The 22,026-nt window shown below is 70.0% G+C and carries 18 protein-coding genes; 9 read left to right on the forward strand and 9 right to left on the reverse strand.

Annotated features, from left to right (window positions below):
• Window positions 1–99: 99 nt before the first annotated feature.
• Complete coding sequence (locus tag QZV84_RS00090) at window positions 100–852, reverse strand: winged helix-turn-helix domain-containing protein (protein ID WP_292823485.1); 753 nt, start codon at window positions 850–852, stop codon at window positions 100–102.
• 356 nt (window positions 853–1,208) lie between these two features.
• On the opposite strand from QZV84_RS00090, the gene QZV84_RS00095 reads away from it, so the two are divergent.
• The 6 genes from QZV84_RS00095 to QZV84_RS00120 all read left to right on the forward strand — a co-directional run bounded on the left by QZV84_RS00095 (window position 1,209) and on the right by QZV84_RS00120 (window position 8,179).
• On the forward strand, window positions 1,209–1,508 hold the full coding sequence (locus tag QZV84_RS00095) for a GNAT family N-acetyltransferase (protein WP_292823488.1): 300 nt from the start codon (window positions 1,209–1,211) through the stop codon (window positions 1,506–1,508).
• A gap of 30 nt (window positions 1,509–1,538) precedes the next feature.
• On the forward strand, window positions 1,539–1,970 hold the full coding sequence (locus QZV84_RS00100) for a DUF1622 domain-containing protein (protein WP_292823491.1): 432 nt from the start codon (window positions 1,539–1,541) through the stop codon (window positions 1,968–1,970).
• 143 nt (window positions 1,971–2,113) lie between these two features.
• Window positions 2,114–3,643 carry an MFS transporter gene (locus QZV84_RS00105; protein ID WP_292823494.1) on the forward strand — a complete coding sequence of 510 codons (1,530 nt, stop codon included), beginning with the start codon at window positions 2,114–2,116 and terminating at the stop codon, window positions 3,641–3,643.
• Between the two features lie 120 nt (window positions 3,644–3,763).
• On the forward strand, window positions 3,764–4,933 hold the full coding sequence (locus QZV84_RS00110) for an exonuclease SbcCD subunit D (RefSeq protein ID WP_292823497.1): 1,170 nt from the start codon (window positions 3,764–3,766) through the stop codon (window positions 4,931–4,933).
• Window positions 4,934–4,957: 24 nt separating this feature from the next.
• Window positions 4,958–7,957: an SMC family ATPase gene (locus tag QZV84_RS00115; RefSeq protein WP_292823500.1), complete on the forward strand. Its 3,000-nt coding sequence runs from the start codon at window positions 4,958–4,960 to the stop codon at window positions 7,955–7,957.
• Window positions 7,958–7,990: 33 nt separating this feature from the next.
• Complete coding sequence (locus tag QZV84_RS00120; RefSeq protein ID WP_292823503.1) at window positions 7,991–8,179, forward strand: hypothetical protein; 189 nt, start codon at window positions 7,991–7,993, stop codon at window positions 8,177–8,179.
• Window positions 8,180–8,191: 12 nt separating this feature from the next.
• On the opposite strand, the gene QZV84_RS00125 is transcribed toward QZV84_RS00120, so the two are convergent.
• Genes QZV84_RS00125 through QZV84_RS00140 form a run of 4 tightly spaced genes read right to left on the reverse strand, consistent with a single transcriptional unit; the run spans window position 8,192 to window position 13,811 of the window.
• Window positions 8,192–8,749: a nucleoside phosphorylase gene (locus QZV84_RS00125; RefSeq protein WP_292823506.1), complete on the reverse strand. Its 558-nt coding sequence runs from the start codon at window positions 8,747–8,749 to the stop codon at window positions 8,192–8,194.
• A complete protein-coding gene (locus QZV84_RS00130; protein ID WP_292823509.1) occupies window positions 8,746–10,248 on the reverse strand; it encodes a lipase maturation factor family protein in 1,503 nt (500 codons plus the stop codon). Before QZV84_RS00130 ends, QZV84_RS00125 begins: the two co-directional genes overlap by 4 nt.
• Window positions 10,249–10,252: 4 nt before the next feature.
• A complete protein-coding gene (locus tag QZV84_RS00135) occupies window positions 10,253–11,716 on the reverse strand; it encodes an NAD(P)/FAD-dependent oxidoreductase (RefSeq protein ID WP_292823512.1) in 1,464 nt (487 codons plus the stop codon).
• A gap of 13 nt (window positions 11,717–11,729) precedes the next feature.
• Window positions 11,730–13,811: an NAD(+) synthase gene (locus tag QZV84_RS00140; RefSeq protein WP_292823515.1), complete on the reverse strand. Its 2,082-nt coding sequence runs from the start codon at window positions 13,809–13,811 to the stop codon at window positions 11,730–11,732.
• Window positions 13,812–13,977: 166 nt separating this feature from the next.
• On the opposite strand from QZV84_RS00140, the gene QZV84_RS00145 reads away from it, so the two are divergent.
• Window positions 13,978–17,541 (forward strand): bifunctional RecB family nuclease/DEAD/DEAH box helicase, encoded by a 3,564-nt coding sequence (locus QZV84_RS00145; protein WP_292823518.1) that lies wholly within the window; start codon window positions 13,978–13,980, stop codon window positions 17,539–17,541.
• A 282-nt stretch (window positions 17,542–17,823) separates the two neighbouring features.
• Here the strand turns inward: QZV84_RS00145 and upp are convergent, their stop codons facing one another.
• The gene (gene upp / locus QZV84_RS00150) at window positions 17,824–18,456 is read right to left on the reverse strand and encodes a uracil phosphoribosyltransferase (protein ID WP_292823521.1); all 633 of its coding nucleotides are present in this window, start codon (window positions 18,454–18,456) and stop codon (window positions 17,824–17,826) included.
• An 86-nt stretch (window positions 18,457–18,542) separates the two neighbouring features.
• On the opposite strand from upp, the gene QZV84_RS00155 reads away from it, so the two are divergent.
• Window positions 18,543–18,980, forward strand: a complete 438-nt coding sequence (locus QZV84_RS00155) for a nucleoside deaminase (RefSeq protein WP_292823657.1) — start codon at window positions 18,543–18,545, stop codon at window positions 18,978–18,980.
• Between the two features lie 15 nt (window positions 18,981–18,995).
• Here QZV84_RS00155 and QZV84_RS00160 read toward each other — a convergent pair whose 3' ends face one another.
• Entirely contained in the window at window positions 18,996–19,961 is a 966-nt protein-coding gene (locus QZV84_RS00160; RefSeq protein WP_292823524.1) for a cation diffusion facilitator family transporter, read from the reverse strand.
• A gap of 60 nt (window positions 19,962–20,021) precedes the next feature.
• Here QZV84_RS00160 and proC point away from each other — a divergent pair, with 60 nt between their 5' ends.
• A complete protein-coding gene (proC, locus tag QZV84_RS00165) occupies window positions 20,022–20,864 on the forward strand; it encodes a pyrroline-5-carboxylate reductase (protein ID WP_292823527.1) in 843 nt (280 codons plus the stop codon).
• 30 nt (window positions 20,865–20,894) lie between these two features.
• Here proC and QZV84_RS00170 read toward each other — a convergent pair whose 3' ends face one another.
• Together QZV84_RS00170 and QZV84_RS00175 are read right to left on the reverse strand one after the other, a co-directional pair.
• Complete coding sequence (locus tag QZV84_RS00170) at window positions 20,895–21,566, reverse strand: TrkA family potassium uptake protein (RefSeq protein WP_292823530.1); 672 nt, start codon at window positions 21,564–21,566, stop codon at window positions 20,895–20,897.
• Window positions 21,559–22,026: potassium transporter TrkG (locus tag QZV84_RS00175; protein WP_292823533.1), on the reverse strand; the 468-nt coding region annotated here is incomplete at its 5' end. The genes QZV84_RS00170 and QZV84_RS00175, both read right to left, overlap by 8 nt.

Genomic DNA, 22,026 nt, shown 5'->3' on the forward strand with positions numbered 1-22,026 from the left:
CTGCACGTCGTCGACGCATTCCTGCCGAAGGCGCCATCTTCCCGCGGTGCGCCGAGAAGGCGCCGAGAAGGGTGTCTTCCCGCGGTGCGCCGATCGGGGTCAGAAGCGGTCGGGCGAAGGCGTGCCGTGGCCGTAGCGGATCGAGACGTCGGCGTGACGGTCGAAGCGGTAGCCGACGCCGCGCACGGTGCGCACGATGTCCTCGTAGCGGCCGAGCTTGGCCCGCAGGCGGCGCACGTGCACGTCGATCGTGCGCTCGCCCGGCGAGTCCTCCTCGGTGGCGCCGTGCCAGAGTGATCCGACGAGCTCGGTGCGCTCTATCGTGCGGCCCTCGCGCAGCACGAGATACTGCAGCAGCTCGAACTCCTTGAAGGTGAACGCGGCGGACTCGCCGTCGATCAGCACGCGCTTGCGCGAGATGTCGACGACGACGCCGCCCGGTGCGCGGTCTTCGTCTTCGGGCTCGTCCTGCTTGGTGCGGGTGATCGCGGAGGGCTCGTGCAGCGCGAGGCGCACGACGTCCACATCGCGGCCACCCGAGCCGACGGGGGCAAGGGCGACGGTGGCATACGTCTCGGCTTCGGGCGCCAGTTCGGCGAGCGTGCGACGGAGGGCGTCGACGAGGACGCCGAGGCTGACTCCGGATGCCGCGGCCTTGGCTTCGTCGATGCCGACGTACAGGGCGAAGCCGCGGGGGGCGGTTCCGGCGGGAAGGGCGCGGGTGCCGTCCACCGCAGCGGGCGTGTCTGAGGGCTTGTTCACGGCAGCGGGAACGGCGGCGGGAACGGGGGCGGAGACAGCGCGCAGGCGGGGGGCTGTGGCGGGGCGTTCGAGGAGAGCGGTGTTCGACATGTTGATGGTCCTAGGGGAAGGAACCCGCGCCCTGGTCGGCGGGAGTTCGAAGTGTGCTGCAGTGCGGCCTCTGTGATGGGCCTGGGGTGCGGCATCCGGATGGGCGTGATCGACGCCACAAGCCGGATGCTCGGGGGATTCTTGGCGGTGTTCAGAAACCGTGCTGCGAATCAGGCGGGGGTGCAGCGACACATTCGACAACACATGACGACGCGGCCTGCCATCATCATGACGGCAGTCCCGTTCGCCTCCAGGGCGGACAGAGAGCGCGAGTTGTCAGTCATCTCGCGATTATGACGGATCCGGTTGTAATGCGTCAAATCGCCGACGTATCGGATCGGTCGTACGATGGATGGGTGACATCTTTGACCTTCGCCCGCGAACCCGACGCTTCGCGCTACACGCTGCACAGCGGCACCGACCTGGTGTGTGTTCTGGATTACCGGGACGACGGGCGCTCCGTCGCGATGACGCGCGCGTACACGGTGCCCACGTTCCGCGGGCACGGGTACGCGGGCGAGATCGTGGACCGCGCGGTCGCCGAGCTCGAGCGCCAGGGCGACCGGTCGGTCATTCCGGTGTGCTGGTACGTCGCCGAATGGTTCGCCGCGCACCCCGAGCGGGCGGGCATCCTGCAGCAGCGCGCCACCGCGTAGCCGCGAAGCCGGGCCCCTACACTGAGGCTCGTGGACTTCGAGACCCTCTTCCTCTTCGTCGCCGTGGGCTTCGAGGCCATGGGGGCGCTCGCGATGATCGTCGGCTTCATCATCGCCCTGGTGCTCTGCGTGCGCTCCCTCAGACGCGGAGAAGGCGGGAGTGCGGCGTTCTCGGTGCTGCGCACGACTCTCGGTTCCGCGATCCTGCTGGGGCTCGAGGTGCTCGTCGCTGCCGACCTCATCCGCACGATCACCTCGAAGCCCTCGATGGAGGACGCCCTCATCCTCGGCATCATCGTGCTGATCCGGACCATCCTGTCGATGTCGATCCAGATCGAGATCGAAGGGATGCTGCCCTGGCGGCGGGCGATGTTCACGAGCGGCGGGCAGATGATCGGCCAGGCGGTCGGGAAGGATCGCACTGCGGCTGCTGCAGCACGCACGGCAGGCGACACCACGTGAATCCCAGGACCGATGTGAGCGCTATGAAGAGGTGCTCCGGCACAGACTCCCGGGTACCGGCATCCAGCTGACCGACGACGACATCAGCGCCCTCGCGGGTCATACGCGCCCCGATCATCGGTGTCGACGATAGCCTGGGGTCGATGTCGGACTCCACGACCGCGAACTCGCCCGCGGACACCCCCGAGCGAGCTGTGAAGACCTCCGCTCATCCGCCGGGCACGGACATCGTGCTGACCTCCCCGCAGCGGTGGCGTGCGTTCTGGGTGTGCGTCGCGGTGGCGGGGATCACGATCCTCGACCTGTCGAAGGTCAACGTCGCCTTGCCGTCGATCGAGGCGGCGCTCGGCGCGGGGTCGACCCAGCTGCAGCTCATCGTCTCGGGCTACGTCCTGACCTTCGGCCTGGTCCTGGTGCCGATGGGGCGGCTGGGCGACCAGCGGTCCCGCCGGGCGCTGTTCATCGTCGGCCTGTCGCTGTTCACGGTCACGAGCCTGCTCTGCGCTGTCGCGATCAGCCCGCTCATGCTCATGGTCGCGCGACTGCTGCAGGGCGTCGCGGCCGGCATCCAGATGCCGCAGGTGCTCGGGCTCATCCAGCAGCTGTTCCAAGGCAAGGAGCGCGGGCGCGCATTCGGGCTCTTCGGCGCCACGATCGGAATCGCGATCGCGTTCGGGCCGACGATCGGCGGTCTGATGATCCTCGTCGGAGGTGCGGCAGACGGCTGGCGGCTGATCTTCTGGATGAACGTGCCGCTGGGCATCATCGCGATCGCGCTCGCGGTCTGGGTGCTGCCGAGAACCCGCACCCGCTCGCGCAAGGCGCTCTCGTTCGACCTCTTCGGGGTGTTCCTGTTCAGCCTTGCCGTTGTTTCGCTGATGTGGCCGTTCCTCTTCACGACCGGCTCGCCGGACGACGATCCGCGGCGCTGGTGGCTGCTGGCCGTGTTCGTGGCGTTCACCGGTGCGTTCGTGGCGTGGGAGCGGCACTACGAGAGCACGGGCAGGCAGCCGCTCATCCCGTTCGCCCTGTTCCGGGTCTCGTCGTTCCGAAACGGCACGCTGCTGATCGCCGCGTACTTCACTGCGCTGCCCGCGCTCTTCCTGCTCACCACCTTGTTCCTGCAGACCGGCGTGGGGCTCGCCCCGGTCTACGCGGGCATGGTGACGATCGGCTTCGCCCTGACGAGCGCGGTGTTCTCGTGGATCGGCGGCAACCTCGTCGGCACCTACGGCCGCCCCATCGTCGTATGGGGACTTTCAGTCATGCTGCTGTGCGTGATCGGCCTGGCAGCAGCCGCGCTGTTCGCCCCCGAAGCCGCCGTCGTGTGGGTGATGGCCGGGATCATGGTGATCGGCGGCATCGGCGGCGGGCTCGTGAACTCGCCCAACCAGACGCTGACGCTCGCCGACATCCCGGTGGACCAGGGCGGCACCGCCGGATCGATCGGCCAGCTCGGACAGCGGATCGGGACCTCGGTCGGCACGGCGGTTGCGCTCTCGCTGTTCTATTCGACGATCTACCGCGAAGGCGGCACGGCGCCGGACACGGTCGTCTACAACCATGCCTACGCGTACGGCATGATCGCGGTGGCGATCTTCGTGGCGTTCGCCTTCCTCCTCTCGATCGTCGACCTGAGCTCGCGCAGCAGGGAGAAGTCCCGCCGGGCGTAGTGCGCTGCCATGTTCGGACCGCGTGGCGATGTCCGGGAATCGGACGCAGCGCGAGGCGGGAGTTGGCGCATCGCGGAGGGCCTCGGGCGCAATGTCGCACGGCGCGTTTAGCGTGTGAGCATGCGCATCCTGCACACCTCGGACTGGCACATCGGGCGGTCGTTCCACGGCCACGCCACGCTCGACGCGCTGCGCGGCGTGCTCCATGAACTGGCCGCCCAGGTTCGTGCGAACCACGTCGACGTGGTGATCGTCGCCGGCGATGTCTTCGACTCCGCCGCTCCGGCCGCCGCGTGCTACACGCTGCTCACCGACACGCTGCGCGCTCTGTCCGATGCCGGTGCGCAGATCATCGTGACCAGCGGCAACCATGACTCCGCGGCGCGGCTCGGGTTCCAGTCCGCGCTGCTGCGCGACGGCATCCATGTCGTGACCGATCCGCTGTCGTCCGGCACCCCGATCACGATCGCCGACGAGCACGGACCGGTGCACTTCTACGGCATCCCCTTCCTCGAGCCGGCGCTCGTGCGCCACCTGTGGGCTGGCGCCGAATTGCGCTCGCAACACGCGACGATCGAGTACGTCATGAGTCTCATCCGCGATGACCTCGCCGAACGCGGCGGGCGGTCGGTCGCGATCGCGCACTGCTTCGCGGCCGGTGTCGAGGCGACGCCGGGGGTCGAGCGCGAGATCCGGCAGGGGAGTCTCGACGTCGTCGCGCTCTCCGCGTTCGAGGGTCCCGACACGGTATCGCCTGACTACGTCGCCCTCGGTCACATCCACGGACGTCAGCAGCTGTCGGAGCGCGTTCGCTATGCGGGCGCCCCGCTGCACTACAGCTTCGGCGAGGCAGACAAGCCTCGCGGGTCGTGGCTCGTGGAGCTGGATGCCGGAGGCCTGGCGACGGCGACGTGGCTCGACCTGCCCGTGCCGCGACGGCTGAAGACCATCCGCGCATCGCTCGACGAGCTGCTGACCGATCCGCGGTTCGTCGCAGACGAAGATGCCTGGGTCTGCGCCCAGTACACCGACCCGACCCCGCAGCTCGACCCGATGCGCCGCCTGCAGGCCAGGTTCGCGTTCTGCGCGACCGTCATGCACACGCCCGAAGGTCTTTCCGAGCCTGATGGTCTCACATACTCCCGCCGCGTGCGCGCCGCCCGCAGCGACGCCGAGCTGGTCGACGCCTTCCTCGCGCACGTGCGCGAGGGTGAGGGCGCCACAGACCGTGAGGCCGAGCTCATCCGCGACATGATCGACGATCGCTCGTTCGCGGAGGCGGCACAGTGAGAGTGGCACAGTGAGAGTGGCACAGTGAGGCTCCATCGCCTCGAACTCGAGGGCTTCGGTCCGTTCCGGGAACGGCAGGTGGTCGACTTCGACGCCTTTGCCGCCGATGGCATCTTCCTGATCGCGGGCCGCACCGGTGCCGGCAAGTCGAGTGTGCTCGACGGCGTCTGCTTCGCCCTCTACGGCGGCGCACCGCGCTACGACGGCGTGGAGAAGCGACTGCGCAGCGATCACTGCGCACCCGATGACCCGACCAACGTCATGGTCGAGTTCAGCGCCGCCGGCACGCGGTGGCGCGTGAATCGGTCGCCCGAATACGAGCGACCGAAGCATCGCGGCCCGGGCCTGACCGCCGAGCCGCACCGCGCGCAGCTCGATGAACTCGTCGACGGCGCGTGGATCGGCCGCGCCGCGCGGCCCGTGGACGTCGCTCGCGAGCTCGACGAGATCCTGGGGCTCAATCAACAGCAGTTCCTGCAGGTCATCCTGCTCGCGCAGGGGCGGTTCGCAGAGTTCCTGCTCGCGAAGAACGACGACCGGCAGCGCCTGCTGCGCAAGCTCTTCGGCACCCGCACCTACGAGGACTACCAGAGCGCACTCGAGCAGCGGCGCAAGGACTCCGAGCGCGCGCTCGCCTCGGCCGAGGACGGCGTCCTGCTGCTGCTCGGCGAGGCAGAGCGGCTCATCGAGGCGGATGCCCTCGCCGGCGACGAGCCCGACACCGACAGCCCACCGGCATCGGTGTCGGCACGCTTCGCCGCAGGCGAACGCGCCGCTCACCGCGCCGCGTACCGCGCCGACACCCTGGTCCGAGATCGGGATGCCGCCGACGCCGCACACGCTGCCGCCGAAGGCGCGCACCTCGCGGCCAAGGCGCTGCGCGAGAAGCAGGAGCACCGCGCGCGCTCCCGCGCCGCCCTCGCATCACTCGAGGCGCAGTCACCCTCGGTGGCGCAAGATCGTGAGACGCTCGACCGCGCCAGCGCCGCTGAAGCCCTCCGCGCGCCGATCGAGTCCACCGCCCACGCGGCGGCCGTCGCATCCGCCGCAGCCGTGATCGAAGACGCGGCGCTCACGGCCTGGGTCGCAGCCGGCGAGGGGTCGGATGCCGCAGCCCTCGGCATCCGGATCGACGAGCTCACCGGCGACCTCGCGGTGGCGACGGCCGCGATCGCCGCTGAGCGCGAGCTCACCGGCCTCGAGAAGACGATCGCTGCGACCCGCGACCGCATCGACGAGTTCGAGCAACTGCTGGCGCGCCTCGCCGCCGCCCGTGTCGGGCTTCCCGAGCAGGTTGCCCACCTCGACGACGAGCTTCGTGCGCACACGGCTGCGGCCGGTGCGCTCCCCTCGGCCCAGACCCAGCTCGGCGCGGTCGGCGCCCGACTCGCCGCCGCCCGCGACGCGGAGCGCCTCGCCGCGGCGCAGCGAGATGCCGAATCCGCGCAGGCCACGGCCCTCGTCGCGCTCGAGCAGGCCGCCGCCGCGGTGACCGCGCTGCTGCGGCGCCGGCTGGCCGGCCACGCCGGAGAACTCGCGGCCGCGCTCGTCGACGGCGAGGCGTGCGCGGTCTGCGGCTCCGTCGAGCACCCCGACCCCGCCGCTCGCACCCAAGACCCCGTCACCGACGACGACCTGGCCGCGGCGGAGCGGAATATGCACCAGGCCGCCGAGCGTGAGCGCGCCGCATCCGATGGTGCCCGCACCGCGCGCGCGGCCTACGCCGACGCGGCCGCGCGAGCGGGGGGCGACGGTGTCGCCGCACTGGAGGCGGCCCACGCGGCCGCCGAGAACGCGGTCGCGGCCGCGCAGGAGGCCGCCGCCGCACGCGACCGCCTCACGACCCGGCGTCAGCAACTGGTCGAGGCGGTGGCCGCGGCCGAAGCCGAACATGACGCGCTCGCCGTCGAACTGGCCTCCGCCCGGCAGTCGCTCGCCGGGCTCGACGCGCAGGCCGCCGCGGCGCGGTCCGCGGTTGACGCCGCCCGCGGGGACTTCGCGACCGTCGCCGCCCGCATCGAGGATGCGACCCAGCGCCGCCGCCTCGCGCAGGCGCTCTGCGACGCGCACGCCGATGCCGCTGCACGTGCGGCCGCCGCGCAGGATGCCGCCGCCGACCGCGACGCGCGGATCGCCGCGTCCGACTTCGCCGATGTCGCCGAAGCGACCGGCGCACTCCGCGACGCCGCAGCCCGCGTCGCGCTGGACCGCCGCATCCGCGAGCACGATGCCGCGCTGCGCGCCGAGCGCGACCGGCTGCGCGAGCTCGAGCTCGACCTCGCCGGTGCGCCCGAAGAACTCGTCGAGCTCTCCGCCACCGCGACCGAGCTCGCCGACGCCCGCGAGCGATGGAGCAGCTCGGTGGATGCCGCCGCTCACGCCGCGCAGACCCTTGAACGACTGAACGACCTGTTCGCGCGGGCGACGAGAGCACACGCGGAGATATCGGGACTCGCCGCCGACCACGAGGTCATCGCCCGCCTCGCGAACACCGTCGCCGGCAAGGCCCCCAACACCCACCGGATGACGTTGGAGTCGTTCGTGCTCGCCGCGGAGCTCGAGGAGATCGTCGAGGCGGCCAATCTGCGCCTCGAAGAGATGTCCTCGGGCCGGTACCGGCTGCAGCACACCGACGCGCGTGCGGCGCGAGGGGCGGCATCCGGTCTCGGCCTGCAGATCATGGACGCGCACACCGGGCAGGCGCGGCCGGCGCAGTCGCTGTCGGGCGGCGAAACCTTCCTCGCATCGCTCGCTCTCGCGCTGGGGCTGGCCGAAGTCGTCACGGCGCTCGCGGGCGGTGTGAAGCTCGACACCCTGTTCATCGACGAGGGCTTCGGCTCGCTCGATGAAGACACGCTCGATCTCGCCATGCGCACGCTCGACGAGCTCCGCCAGGGCGGTCGCACGGTGGGGCTGATCAGCCATGTGGCTGCGATGAAAGAGCAGCTGCCGGCTCAGCTCCTCGTCGAGGCGACGCCGCAGGGGCCGAGCATCATCCGGCAGGACATCGCAGTCCGCTTCTGACCGGTGTGATTCGCCGAGGCTTAGACTGATGAAGTGAACAGGGGCACAATCTGGACGATCGTCGGCGTCATCGCAGCGATCCTGATCGCGTGGTTCTTGGTGAACATCCTGTTCTCGGTGCTCGCGTTCGTGTTCAAGCTGCTCGCCGTGGCCGTCGTCGCCCTGATCGTCTTCGTGATCCTGCGGATGGTCTTCGCGCGCCGCGGCGATTCCGAGTCCTGAGCCTGCGCGCGGCTACACGCCGTAGTCAGCGAGCACGAAATCGCGCAGCTGCACGCTGCAGGCGGTGACAGCAGAGCGCCAGTCGGTGATCGCATCGTCCTGCGCGCGGTCCGAGACCGCCTTGATCACGCGGATCGGCACGCCGAACTGGGCGGCGACCCAGACGTACGCGTAGGTCTCCATGTCGACCAGTCCCGCGCCGAGCGGCCGGATGACGGCTACCGCCTCGGCGTCGTCGACGAACTGGTCGCCGGTCGCGATCGTGACCCCTTCGCGGCCCAGCTCCATGCGCGGCGGCAATGACACGTGCTGCCCCACGATGCCGTCGATGTCGGTCACGTCGTGCTGGATGGCTGCGTCGATTTCGTGGACGTCCCCGTCCAGCATCGCGTCGATCGCACCGGCGGTGCCGACGACCAGGATCTCGTCGTACTTCCGAGCGTCCAGCGCCCGCGTCAGTGCGTACGTCGCCTGAAGCTTGCCCGGACCCGTGACGAGCCGGTCGAAGCCGTCGAGCTCGGGCGGGAAGGCGACCAGTTCCGCTTCGAGCGCCGCGACGAGGAGTTTCACTCGTCCAGTCTCCCAGGCCTGCGCAGGGCCGCAGGTCCCCAGACCTCGCTCCGGCGATCGCGGCGCCACCGCTCGTGCCCCTCCCGGAATTCCGCGCGGGTCGTGAAGCGATAGCGGTAGGAGACCGCCCGCACCCAGCGCGGCGCCTCGCCCCCGAACGGATCGTGGGCCAGCAGCCGCAGCGTCGGCCGATCCGCCTCGAGCAGCCGCACCAGGAGAGCGGTGAACCAGTCCTCCAGAGAGTGTCCGAGCGGCAGGAACCACATCAGCCAGTCCAGCCGCAGGTGATACGGCGCGAACTGGCGGGGGATGCGGCGAAGCTCACCCGGCTTGCCTTTGAAGGTGTACTCCCGCCAGGTGGCGGCATCCGGGTTCTCATCCATCGTGCCCTCGACGACGATCTCGATGCGCTCTTTGGTGACCGTTCCGAACGCGCCGTAGGCGTTGGCCAGCTGCCAGCGGTTGAAGCTCGCGTTCATGAGCTGCCGGCGCGCGAACAGGTTGCGCAGCGCCGGCCAGCTGAGCGCCACGTAGACCGCGCCGACCGCCGCAGTGGCGATCAGCCAGGCGAGGGGCAGACCGTCGATCAGCCAGGGCGGCTCATCGGATGCCGTTCGCGACACCGCGCCGATGCCCGGCACCCCGATCGCGGAGAAGGCGATCACGATCGTCGCCCAGTTGAGCCACGCGAAGTTGCCGGTGGCGACCAGCCACAGCTGCGTCGCGATGACGATGCCGGCCGCGACGGCGCCGACGAGCGCGGGCACCGGCCCCGGGATCCACAGCCCGAGGAGCGGCGCGAACAGGAACCACGGCACGACGAGCTGGGCGAAGTGGTTGCCGAGCACTTCTGCGCGGTGGAACCAGCGGGGCAGAAGATGCGCCTGCCGGCTGAGCGGCCCCGGCATGGGCTGCGTCTCGTGGTGGTACATCAGTGCGGTGAGGTCCCGCCACTCGCGCCCGCCGCGGATCTTGATCATGCCCGCGCCGAACTCGAGCCGGAAGACGAGCCACCAGAAGAGCACGATCACGACCGTCGCGGGCGGCTGCGCGTCCGACCCCAGGAACGCGGCGAGGAAGCCGGCTTCGAGCAGCAGCATCTCCCAGCCGAACGAGTAGAACGTCTGGCCGATGGCGGTGATCGACATGTAGCCGCCCCACAGCAGCAGGAAGGCCAGCATCGGCACCCACGGCGGGCCCAGCTGCGGGATGCCGAGCACCAGGGTCGCGGCGATCACGATGCCGGCGATGCACAGCGCGACGAGCCGCCGGTCGGAGTAGCGCACCCACCGGAACACGGTGGGGCGCAGCATCCGGCCCGCCCGCTTCGACGTCCGCGCCCACGCGAGGAGTTCGGGGGCGGGCATCAGCCCGTGTTCGCCGAGGAGCGGGCGGAACTGGTTCAGCGTCGAGACGAACGCGATGAGGTAGAGCGCCGCGATTCCGCGCTGCAGAACCTGCCGAGCGAACTCGAAGTCGACAGCGGCGAACCCGTCCACGGCATCACGCCCCGAACAGATCAGCGGGTTCGAGGCGGCCGGCGCCGACGTCGTCGAGGGCCTGGCGTGCGGCATACCAGCCCGGCATGCCGGTCACGCCGGGCCCGGGGGGAGTGGATGCCGAGGCGAGGTAGATGCCCGGCATCGGCGTGCGCCACGGGGTCGCCGACACGACGGGCCGCCGGATCGCCTGCACGAGACTGAACGCGCCGCCGAAGATGTCGCCGCCGATGTCGGAGGGGTTGAAGGCGACGCGTTCGGCCGCGGTCATCGCATGCGACGCCAGGATGCGGTCGCGGAAGCCCGGGGCGAATCGCTCGACCTGCCGGGTGACGAGTTCGGTCGGATCGAGCGGGGAGCCGGCCGGCACGTGGATGTAGGCCCACAGCACGCCCTTGCCCGAGGGGGCTCGGGTCGTGTCGAGCACGGACGGCTGCACCGCGAGCACGTACGGCCGCCCGGTGACCACACCTCGACCCACCGCGTTCTCGCCGTGCTCGACTTCGCCGCGGGCGCCGCCGAGGTGCACGGTCGGCGAGCGAGCGACGTCGGCGTTCTCCCACGGAATCGGACCGTCGAGCGCGAAATCGACCTTCGCCGCTGCGGCGCCGTAGCGGTAGCGGCGGATCGCGCGGGCGTACGAAGCCGGAAGCCCGGGATGTGTGAGCAGCAGCCGGGGCGAGGTGTCCAGCAGGAGCACATCGCCCGCCGCGGCGTCTCCCCAGTCGAATCCGTCGAGCGATCGGACGTGGTGATCGGTGACGACCTCGCCGCCGTGCGCGCGCAGGTCGGCGATCAGCGCGTCGCCGATGCGCTGTGCTCCGCCCCGCGGGTAGGCCCACCCGTCTCCGGCGTGCGCGTGCGCGGCGAGGAAGAGCCCCGAGGCCGCGGCACCGATCGACGGAAGGGGGGTGTTGGCGTGCGCGAGCACCCCCGTGAGCAGAGCATTCGCCTCCTCGGTCGCGAACGTGCGACGGCCGAGGACCGTTCCGAGCTGCAGAACGCGCAGACCGAATCGGAGCGTGGTCAGCGGATGCCGCGGCATGCGCAGCAGCTGCGAACCGGTGAAGTCCACGACGGCGTCCAAGTGCGAGCTGAGCGGCCGCAGGACCGCGAGCCACGCGCGCGCATCGCGGCCGAGACCGTCGGCGGTGCGGTCGATGTCGCGCCAGGCGATCGCCGCACGACCGTTCTCGAGCGGCTGCGCATACGAGACCTCGGGCGTGACCCAGTCGATGCGGTTGCGGAGCCGGAAGGCGCGGAAGAACGGCGAGCTCAGGGCCGCAGGCTGAACGGCCGATCCCACGTCGTGGCGGAATCCCGGAAGGGTAAGCTCGGCGGTGCGCACCCCGCCGCCCGCCGTCGCGGAGGCTTCGAGCACGCGTACCGCGTACCCGGCGCGAGCGAGAGCGACGGCGGCCGCGAGGCCGTTCGGCCCGCTGCCCACGATCGTCGCGTTCTTGGCCATGGTGTGTCCCGTCCTACCGTACGAGGTCGGGCAGGGCGGCATCCAGCTCGGCGAGCCAGACCGCGGCGTTCCCGTCCGACGGCGCCCGCCAGTCGCCGCGTGGTGACAGCGATCCGACGGGCGAGACTTTGGGGCCGTTCGGGATGGCCGACCGCTTGAACTGCGCGAACCCGAAGAAGCGCTGCAGGAACACGCGCAGCCACTTCGTCACGGCGGGAAGGTCGTAGGCGTAGCGGTCCTCGGCGGGGAAGCCGGGGGGCCAGGCCCCGGCATCCGCGTCGGCCCACGCGCGCTCGGCGAGGAAAGCGATCTTCGACGGACGCAGCCCGTAGCGCAGCACATGGAACAGCGCGAAGTCGTGCAGCGCATAAGGGCCGATGCGGTCCTCGGTGGACTGCATCTTGCCGTCCTGCCCGGCCGGCACCAGCTCGGGGCTGATCTCGGTGTCGAGGACCGACTGCAGCACGTCCTTCGCATGGTCGCCCAGCCAACCTTCGTGGTTGCCGAGGCCCGTCGAGGCATCCGCGATCACCCAGCGGATCACGTGCTGGATCAGCGTCTTCGGAATGCCGGTGTTGACGGCGTAATGGCTCATCTGGTCGCCGACACCGTAGGTCGCCCAGCCGAGCGCGAGCTCCGACAGGTCGGATGTGCCGATGACCAGTCCGCCGTTCTGGTTCGCGAGGCGGAACAGGTAGTCGGTGCGCAGCCCCGCCTGCACGTTCTCGAACGTGATGTCGTGCACCGGCTCGCCGTCGGCGAACGGGTGCCTGATCTTGGTCAGCAGCTCGGTCGCGGCATCCCGGATGTCGATCGTCTCGATCGAGGCGCCGATCGCCTCGGCGAGGGCGATCGCGTTCGACTTGGTGTGATCCGAGGTGGCGAACCCGGGCATCGTGTACGCCAGGATGTCGCTGCGCGGCCGGCTCATGCGGTCCATCGCGCGGGCGATCACGAGCAGGGCGTGCGTCGAGTCGAGGCCGCCGCTCACGCCGATGACCGGCTTGGGTGCGCCGATCGCCTGCAATCTGTGCACGAGTCCCGACACCTGGATGTTGAACGCCTCATAGCAGTCCAGCGCGAGCCGCGCGGGGTCGTCCGGCACGAACGGGAAGCGGTCGAGGTGCCGGCGAAGGCCGATGTCGCGGGCGGGCGGGTCGAGCTCGAAGTGCACGGTTCGGAACATGGCGTCGGCGTGCTCGGCGCGGCGGTTGTCGTCGAACGTTCCCTGCCGCAGGCGGTCCTGGCGCAGGCGCCCGAGGTCGACATCGGCGACTGAGTGGCGTGGGCCTTCGGGAAAGCGCTCGGTCTCCGCCAGCAGGGTGCCGCCCTCGTAGATGAGGGTCTGACCGTCCCATGACAGGTCATTGGTCGACTCGCCCTGGCCGGCTGCGGCGTATGCGTAGGCGGCGAGGCAGCGCAGGGACTGTGACTGGCACAGGATCTTGCGGTCCTCGGCGCGGGCGATCGTGATCGGGCTGCCGGAGAGGTTCAGCAGCACGGTGGCGCCGGCCAGTGCCGCCGAAGACGACGGCGGGATCGGCACCCAGACGTCCTCGCAGACCTCGGCGTGCACGACGAGGCCGGGCACATCGAGTGCCTCGAAGAGCAGGTCGGGTCCGAAAGGAGCCTCGAGGTGAGCGACCCGGATGTCCTGGCCGACCTGGTCGTCGCCCGGTGCGTACCAGCGTCGTTCGTAGAATTCCCGGTACGTGGGCAGATACGACTTCGGGATCACACCGAGCAGCTCGCCGCGATGGATCACGACGGCGCAGTTGTAGAGACGGCTGCGATGGCGCAGCGGCGCACCCACCACGAGCATCGTGAAGAGATCGTCGGATGCCGCCACCAGCGTCGCGATGGCCGTCTCGACCGCATCGAGCACGGCATCCTGCATCACGAGATCGTCGATCGCGTAACCGGTCAGGCACAGTTCCGGAAACACGGCGACGGCGACTGCGTCGGCGTCGCATTCGCGAGCCGCCACGAGCACGGCCTCGGCGTTGCGAGCCGGATCGGCGATCGCGACGGGGATCGTGCAGGCCGCGATGCGCGCGAACCCGTGCCGGTACGCGCTCTCGAACGGGAGGCTCATGGCTCCAGTCTGTCAGCACGTCGCTCGTTGCGCCGCGGTTCCGTCAGGACATCGTGCACAGCCGAGCGCGCCGTCTGTGTCTGGTCGACGCACCGGCACCCACGCCCATCTCGCACCATCGACTGTCCGCCCCCGCCCGTACGATCGGGGTGACGAGGGGGAGCCATTGCGATACATCCAGGCTGAGGCGCGCATCGTCTGGAGTGCGAGCGACCTCAAAGCCGCAGCCGAGTGCGAGTTCGCATGGTTGCGCGCGATCGACGCACGCGTCGGGCGCATCGCGGCGGTCGAGGAGACCGAAGACGCCACGCTCGAGCGTGCCGGTCGGCTCGGCGGCGAGCACGAGCTGCGGGTTCTGGCGGACTATCGTGCGAAGTTCGGCGACGGGGTCGTCGAGATCGCCGAGGCGAGATCTTCGGATGCCGCTGCTCTGGCCGCCGCGGTCGCCCACACGAACGCGGCGCTGGCATCCGACGCCGACGTCATCTACCAGGCGGCATTCGCCACCGACGAGTTCGTCGGCTTCGCCGACTTCCTGGCGCGCGACGAGGACGGCCGCTGGATCGTGCAGGACAGCAAGCTCGCGCGCCGCGCCCGGGTGACCGCGCTCATGCAGCTGGCGGCCTACGTCGACCAGCTCGACCGGCTCGGCATCCCCCGTTCCGACCGGGTCGAGCTGCTCCTGGGCGACGGCACGACGAGCGTCCACCTCGCCGACGACCTCCTGCCCGTGTTCTGCCTGCGCCGGGCACGCCTGCGCGCCCTGATCGCTGACCGGCACCTCGAACTCGGGGCGCAATGGCCGGCGATCGCCTGGGGCGACGCGCGCGGCGAGCTCGGCGTCATCGCGTGCGGACGCTGCGCCACCTGCGACCTCGAGGTCGTCGCCTCCCGCGATCTGCTGCTCGTCGCCGGCATGCGTCCGGTGCAGCGCGACCGGCTGCGCGCGACGGGCATCGAGACGATCGATCAGCTCACCGATGCGACCGCCGAGCCGAGGGGCATGAACCCCGACACGTTCGCGATGCTCCAGACCCAGGCCCGGCTTCAGCTGAGCGCGCCCGCGGGAACCGGGCAAGCGGTGGCACTCGATGCCGATCTGCCGCCCGCGGTGCCCCCGTACGAGGTCGTCGCGCCGAAAGCCCTCGGCGCACTGCCGCGCCCCGATCTCGGCGACCTGTTCTTCGACTTCGAGGGCGATCCGCTCTACACCGAGTTCACGCCGGGCATCGATGCGACGGTGTGGGGCATCGACTACCTGTTCGGCTGGGTCGACGTGCGCGAGCAGTACAGCGCGCTGTGGGCGCACTCGTTCGCCGAGGAGCGCGTCGCGCTCGAGACCTTCCTCGACTTCATCGAGGTGCACCGTGCGCAGCATCCGGATTTCCACATCTACCACTACGCGCCGTACGAGCCCACGCACCTGCTGACGATGGCGGCGCGGTACGGCACCCGCGAAGCGGACGTGGACCGACTGTTGCGGGACGGAGTCTTCGTCGATCTGTACCCGATCGTGCGACGGGCCCTGCGCGTGGGGTCGCGGTCGTACTCGATCAAGAAGCTCGAGCCCCTGTACATGGGCGACGAGGTGCGCACCAGCGACGTGCAGAAGGGCGACGACTCGATAGTCCGCTACGTCGAGGCGCGCGCGCTGCGCGAGGACGGGCGGGATGCCGCGGCCCAGGGGATCTTCGACGACCTCGCCGACTACAACCGGTACGATTGCGTCTCCACCCGGCGGCTGCGGGACTGGCTCGTCGATCACGCGCGCGCCGCGGGGCTTCGTCCCACGCCCAATCCCGAACCCGATGAGCGCGCATACGAGCCTTCGCCTCGGGCGGTCAAGCTGGCGGCGGCCGCAGCGGCTCACCCCGATGATTCAGCCGAATCGGCCTGCCTGCGCCTCGGCGCCGCGGCGATCGACTACTACCCCCGCGAGGCGAAGTCGTTCTGGGCCACGCATTTCCTGCGGCTGCGCGAACCACTCTCGCTGTGGGAGGAGACGCGCGATGTGATGTCGGTGGATGCCGCACGCTCGCGCGTCATCGATGAGTGGCATCATCCCGAGGGCAAGAGCGAGCGCCGGCGCGTCGAGCTGCGCGGCGAACTGGCACCGGGAACGCGGCTCAGCGAGGGCTCGTCGCCGTTCGCGGTGTACGAGCTGCCTGCACCGTTCCCGCTCGAGACCCCACCCCGGTGGATCCACGGCACCCGCACGGTGACAGTGGTCGAGGTGCTCGACGACGGTGCGGTCGTCGAAGAGCTCGCGGTCGACGGGAACACCTGGGAAGAGCTGCCGATCGCGCTCACCCCGCAGGCTCCGCCGAGCGCCGGGCGCCAGCAGGCGGCGATCGACGCATGGGCCGACAGCGTGCTCGCGGCGTCTCCGCTGCTGCCCGCAGACGCCGCCACCGACATCCTCGCGCGCCGACCTCCGCGCACGCTTCGGCGCGTCTCGGCCGAGAGTGGTCTGCCCGCGGCAGACGGTGACGACGTCGATGCGATCCTTCGCGCGGTCCTCGCCCTCGACCGCAGCTATCTCGCGGTGCAGGGGCCTCCGGGCACGGGAAAGACCTATGTCGGCTCGCACGTGATCGCGCGCCTGGTCGCCGAGCACGGCTACAGGGTCGGCGTCGTCGCCCAGTCGCACGCTGTGGTGGAGCACATGCTCGGGCGCATCGTCGCGGCCGGCATCGCCCCCGAACTGGTCGGAAAGGCGCCCAAGGACCCGTCCGCACCCGGGATCCCCTTCACGGCGATCGCGAAGAACGCAATGGCCGGGTTCACCGCAGAGCACGCCGGCACCGGCTTCGTCGTCGGCGGAACGGCCTGGGACTTCGCTCATGAGGCGCGCATTCCGCGGCAGAGTCTCGATCTGCTCGTGATCGACGAGGCCGGCCAGTTCTCCCTCGCCTCGACGATCGCCGTATCGCTCGCGGCCCCGCGCCTGCTGCTGCTCGGCGACCCGCAGCAGCTGCCGCAGGTCAGCCAGGGGACCCACCCCGAGCCGGTGGACACCTCCGCGCTCGGCTGGGTCATGGACGGCGCCGATGTCATCCCGCCCGAGTACGGCTACTTCCTCGCCCGCACGTGGCGCATGCACCCGCGGGTCGCCGAACCGGTCTCACGGCTGTCGTACCGCGGCGAGCTCGCGGCCCATCCGTCGACCGCGATGCGCGACCTCGCCGGCATCCGACCCGGTCTGATCGCGGTTGAGGTGCGGCACCATGGCAACGCCACGCAATCCGTCGAAGAAGCCGCGGTCGTCGCCGACCTCGTCCGCGACCTCGTCGGGCGTGCGTGGACCGGCATCCTGATCGGCGACGCGGGGGAGACCACCCGACTGGCTCCCCGTCCGCTCGAACAGGCCGACATCATCGTCGTGACGCCGTACAACGCCCAGCAGGTCACGGTCGAGCAGGCGCTGGCGGATGCCGGCTTCCCCGACGTCCCCGTCGGCACGGTCGACCGGTTCCAGGGGCAGGAGGCAGCGGTCGCGATCGTTTCGCTGGCCGCGTCCTCGGGTCGAGACGCGCCGCGGGGGCTGGAGTTCCTCCTGCTGCGCAACCGGCTCAACGTCGCGATCTCACGGGCAATGCACACGGCGTACCTGATCTCCTCGCCCGGCCTGCTCGATGACCTTCCGTACACGCCCGAGGGGGTCGCGCGGCTCAGCGGGTTCGCGCGACTGGTGGGAGCACCGGCGACTCCGGTGCCCGACCTCGAGTAGCGCTCGTTCGCAATGCGCAGTAGACCGCTCGTCGCGCCGTGTCAACCTCTTCGGGGTCGAATCATCGCGCGCGTAGCCTGGCTGAGCGCCCTATCGTAGGCGCAGGCCGCGGCATCCGTTCGGCGAGGGGTGGATGTCGCGGCCATTCCTGTCCTGGTCTCACCGCGGATGCCGCCGACGACGGGCGGGCGACCCCCATCGCGGTCGTCGGTCCGGTCGCGCGGACGGGCGAGTTCGTTGCGATCACGCCTGCGCCGTCGATGGCGGCGCTCGTATGAGCGGTCAGACCGTGCCGTAAAGGCGGTCACCCGCGTCACCGAGGCCGGGCACGATGTAGCCCTTGTCGTTGAGGCACTCGTCGAGGGCGCCGAGAACGAGGGTGACGTCGTGGCCCTCCACCTGCTTCTCGATCGCGGCCACGCCCTCGGGGGCGCCCAGCAGGCAGATCGCGGTGACGTCGCGCGCTCCGCGCCGGAACAGGAACTCCATCGCCGCGCCGAGCGAGCCGCCGGTTGCGAGCATGGGGTCGAGCACGAAGCACTGCCGGTCGCTCAGGTCTTCGGGCAGACGCTCGGCGTAGGTCGTCGGCTCGAGGGTCTCCTCGTTGCGCGCCATGCCCAGGAAGCCGACCTCGGCGCTCGGGAGCAGCTTCACCATTCCCGCGAGCATCCCGAGGCCCGCGCGCAGGATCGGAACCACGAGCGGTCGCGGTTCGCTCAGCCGCACGCCCATCGTGGTGGTCACCGGTGTGCGGATCTCGTGCGGGCTCACCCGGACGTTGCGCGTGGCCTCGTAGGCCAGGAGCGTGACGAGCTCCTCGGTGAGCTGGCGGAACACCGGGGAGGGGGTGCTCTCGTCACGCAGGACCGTGAGCTTGTGGGTGATGAGCGGATGATCCGCGACGTGCACGCGCATACGCCCAGGCTATGGCACCGGCGACATCGACGAAGGCCCGGGCGTACGCTCGACGGGTGAACCCTGCCGCCGCCGACCTTGCCGCGATGACGCGCGCGCTGGAGCTGGCCGTCCAGGCGGCGGGTGCCGATGACGTCCCCGTCGGTGCGGTCGTGACGGATGCCGCCGGCTCGGTGATCGGCGAGGGCCGCAATCTGCGCGAACTCACGCACGACCCGACTGCGCACGCCGAGGTGGTTGCGCTGCGCGAGGCTGCGGCATCCATCGGCTCGTGGAACCTCGAGGGCTGCACGCTCGTGGTCACTCTGGAGCCGTGCCTGATGTGCGCGGGGGCATTGCTGCAGGCGCGCGTGTCGCGACTGGTGTTCGGCGCGTGGGACGACAAGGCCGGGGCGGCGGGTTCGGTGTATGACGTGGTGCGCGACCGGCGCCTGCCCTCCCGTGCCGAGGTCGTCGGCGGCGTGCACGCCGACGACTCCACGATGCTGCTGCGTGCCTTCTTCGAGTCGCGCCGCCAGCCGTGACCGACTTCCGCCGGATCAGTCGACCGAGCGGATGACGACCTCCTCGGTCAGCGGCTGGGAGGACTCGCGCGCGTTGTACACGTCCGGCTCGAAATAGATGGACCGGGCGGTCGGAACCGCCTTGCGCACCCGCGCTTCGACGATGTCGATCTCTGCGGCGACCTCGGCGAGGGACTTCTTCGCCGCGAAGCCCAGCTTCGCCGCGACCAGAAGCTCGTCCGGACCCAGATACAGGGTCTTGAGGTGGATGAGGTGCTCGACCTCGGGGCCGCCGGTGATGGCGGCGACGATCTTGCCGTGATCAGCGGTGCCCGCGCCCTCGCCGACCAGAAGGCTCTTGGTCTCGATTCCGAGCGTGATCGCGACGAGGATCAGCAGGGTCCCGATCATCAGGGTGCCGATCGCGTCGAACATCGAGTTGCCGGTGACGGCGGTGAGCCCGACGCCGAGGAGAGCGAAGACCAGGCCGATGAGAGCCGCGACATCCTCGAGCAGCACCACCGGCAGCTCGGGAGCCTTCGCGTGACGGATGAACCCGACCCATGATTCGCCCTTCGCCCGCACGAGGTTGCTCTCCCTGATGGCCGTGCGCAGCGAGAACGACTCCAGGCCGATCGCGATGAACAGCACGGTGAGCGGGATCCAGACGTTCTCGAGCTCGTGCGGGTGGGTCAGCTTGTCGATGCCCTCATAGATCGAGAACAGACCGCCGACCGAGAACAGGATGATCGAGACGACGAACGCGTAGACGTAGCGTTCGCGCCCGTAGCCGAACGGATGCTCCGAATCGGCCTCCTTGCGCGCCTTGCGGCCGCCGAGCAGGAGCAGCAGCTGGTTGCCGGAGTCGGCGACCGAGTGGATCGCCTCGGCGAGCATCGATGCCGAACCCGAGAAGAACCACGCGACGAACTTGGCCAGGGCGATGCCCATGTTGGCCAGGAACGCCGCGATGATCGCCTTGCCGCCACCCGATGCACTCATGGCGACAAGTGTACGGATGCCGAGCAAGACGCCGAAGCTGCGCTCCGTAAACTGATCGGCATGTCCACTGACCCCGCTGTGCTTCCCTCCATCGCGATCATCGGCGCCGGATCGATGGGTGGCGCGATCCTCCAGGGTCTCGTGCGGTCAGGGCTTGCGACCTCCGGTGTGACCGTCACGAATCGCACGCGGGCGAAAGCCGACGTGCTTGCGGAGCTGGACGGCGTGACGAGCATCGCACTCGAGGAGCGCCCGCACGGGAACGCCGAGGCGGCGGCATCCGCTCGCGTCGTCCTGATCGGCGTGAAGCCCGCGATGGTACCCGACCTGCTGCGCGAGATCGCACCCGCCCTGCGGCCGGGAACGATCGTCGTGAGTCTGGCGGCCGGGGTGACCCTCGCCACCTTCGCATCGATCCTCGGTGCCGACGTCGCCGTCTTGCGCTCGATGCCGAACACGCCCGCAGTCGTCGGCAGGGCGGTCACCGGGCTCGCCCCCGGGGGGAACGCGACCGACGCCGACACCGCCGTCGTGCGCCGGCTCTTCGAGACCTGCGGGGTCGTCGTCGAGGTTCCCGAATCGCAGATCGACGCGCTCTCGACCATCTCCGGATCAGGCCCTGCCTACTTCTTCCTGATGGTCGAAGAGTTCACGAAGGCAGCGATCGGCAAGGGCTTCGACGAGGCGCAGGCGCGACTCATGGCCGAACAGACCTTCATCGGCGCCGCGGCGCTGCTCGAGGCATCCGGTGAGCACCCCGCCGAGCTGCGCCGTCGCGTGACGAGCCCCAACGGCACGACCGAGCGGGCGATCGCAGTGCTGGAAACGGCAGACCTCGACGCCCTGTTCACCGAGGCGACGGATGCGGCGCTGGCGCGCGCGAGAGAACTCGCCGCCGGATGAGGGCTTCGATCCGCGGCGACTCGCCTCGACTCAGCGATCGAGCGCCGCGAACCTCTCGATATCGCTGTTGGTTCCCGACACGATGATCAGGTCGTGGTTGGTCACGATCGTGTCCGCTTCGACGTAGCGGAACGGCGTACCGGGGCTCTTCACGCCCAGGACCGACACGTTGTACTTCGAGCGGACCCCCGATTCGCTCAGCCCGACGCCGCGGATGAACTTCGGGGGGTACATCTTGGCGATCGCGAAGTCGTCGTCGAACCGGATGAAGTCCAGCATCCGCCCGCTCACGAGGTGAGCAACGCGCTCACCGGCCTCACGCTCGGGATAGATGACGTGGTTCGCGCCGACACGCGCGAGGATCTTGCCGTGCGATTGCGACACCGCCTTCGCCCAGATCTGCGGGACCTTGAGGTCGACGAGGTTCGCAGTGATGAGGACGGAGGCCTCTATCGAGGAGCCGACCGCGACGACGGCGACCTGGAAGTCGCCGGCGCCGATCTGCTTGAGCGCGTCGATGTTCTTCGCATCGGCCTGCACGGTGTGCGTCACGCGCTCGGACCACTTCTGTACGAGCTCGAGGCTTTCGTCGATGGCGAGCACCTCGCGATTGAGCCGGTCGAGCTCGCCCGCGCACGCCGCGCCGAATCGCCCGAGTCCGATCACCAGGACGGGCGCGTCGTTCCGAATCCGTTCAACCAACGATCGGCCTTTCCACGGGCAGCGAGTAGAGCTGCGAACGGGATGTCGCAGCCACGGCCGCGGCGAGAGTCACTGTACCAATGCGCCCCATGAAGATCGTCAAGGCCATGACGTAGACACCGAGATCGGGAAGGCTCGCGGTGAGCCCGGTGGACAGGCCTACGGTGCCGAAGCCCGAGATCACGTCGAAGAGCACGTCCTCGACAGGCGACTTGGTGATGTGCGAGATCGTGATGGTCGAGAGAGCGACGATCGTCGCTCCCCATGCGACGACCGAGAGAGCGACGCGCTGCACGTCGCTCGGGATGCGGCGGCCGAAGGCTTCGACCGACGGGCGGCCTCTGGCCTCGGACCAGACCGCGAGCGCCAGGACGGCGAGCGTGGTGACCTTGATGCCGCCCGCGAAGGCAGCGAAAGAAGTCCGGTGAAGAGCAGAATCAGCGTCGCGAACACCAGCACT

Source organism: Microbacterium sp., assembly GCF_011620715.1.
Classification (GTDB): Bacteria; Actinomycetota; Actinomycetes; order Actinomycetales; family Microbacteriaceae; genus Microbacterium.

Coding starts and splice junctions, on each gene's coding strand:
- QZV84_RS00090 (WP_292823485.1), bottom strand. CDS start 852: ATGTCGAACACCGCTCTCCTCGAACGCCCCGCCACAGCCCCCCGCCTG.
- QZV84_RS00105 (WP_292823494.1), top strand. CDS start 2,114: ATGTCGGACTCCACGACCGCGAACTCGCCCGCGGACACCCCCGAGCGA.
- QZV84_RS00110 (WP_292823497.1), top strand. CDS start 3,764: ATGCGCATCCTGCACACCTCGGACTGGCACATCGGGCGGTCGTTCCAC.
- QZV84_RS00135 (WP_292823512.1), bottom strand. CDS start 11,716: ATGGCCAAGAACGCGACGATCGTGGGCAGCGGGCCGAACGGCCTCGCG.
- QZV84_RS00140 (WP_292823515.1), bottom strand. CDS start 13,811: ATGAGCCTCCCGTTCGAGAGCGCGTACCGGCACGGGTTCGCGCGCATC.
- upp (WP_292823521.1), bottom strand. CDS start 18,456: ATGCGCGTGCACGTCGCGGATCATCCGCTCATCACCCACAAGCTCACG.
- QZV84_RS00155 (WP_292823657.1), top strand. CDS start 18,543: ATGACGCGCGCGCTGGAGCTGGCCGTCCAGGCGGCGGGTGCCGATGAC.
- QZV84_RS00160 (WP_292823524.1), bottom strand. CDS start 19,961: ATGAGTGCATCGGGTGGCGGCAAGGCGATCATCGCGGCGTTCCTGGCC.
- proC (WP_292823527.1), top strand. CDS start 20,022: ATGTCCACTGACCCCGCTGTGCTTCCCTCCATCGCGATCATCGGCGCC.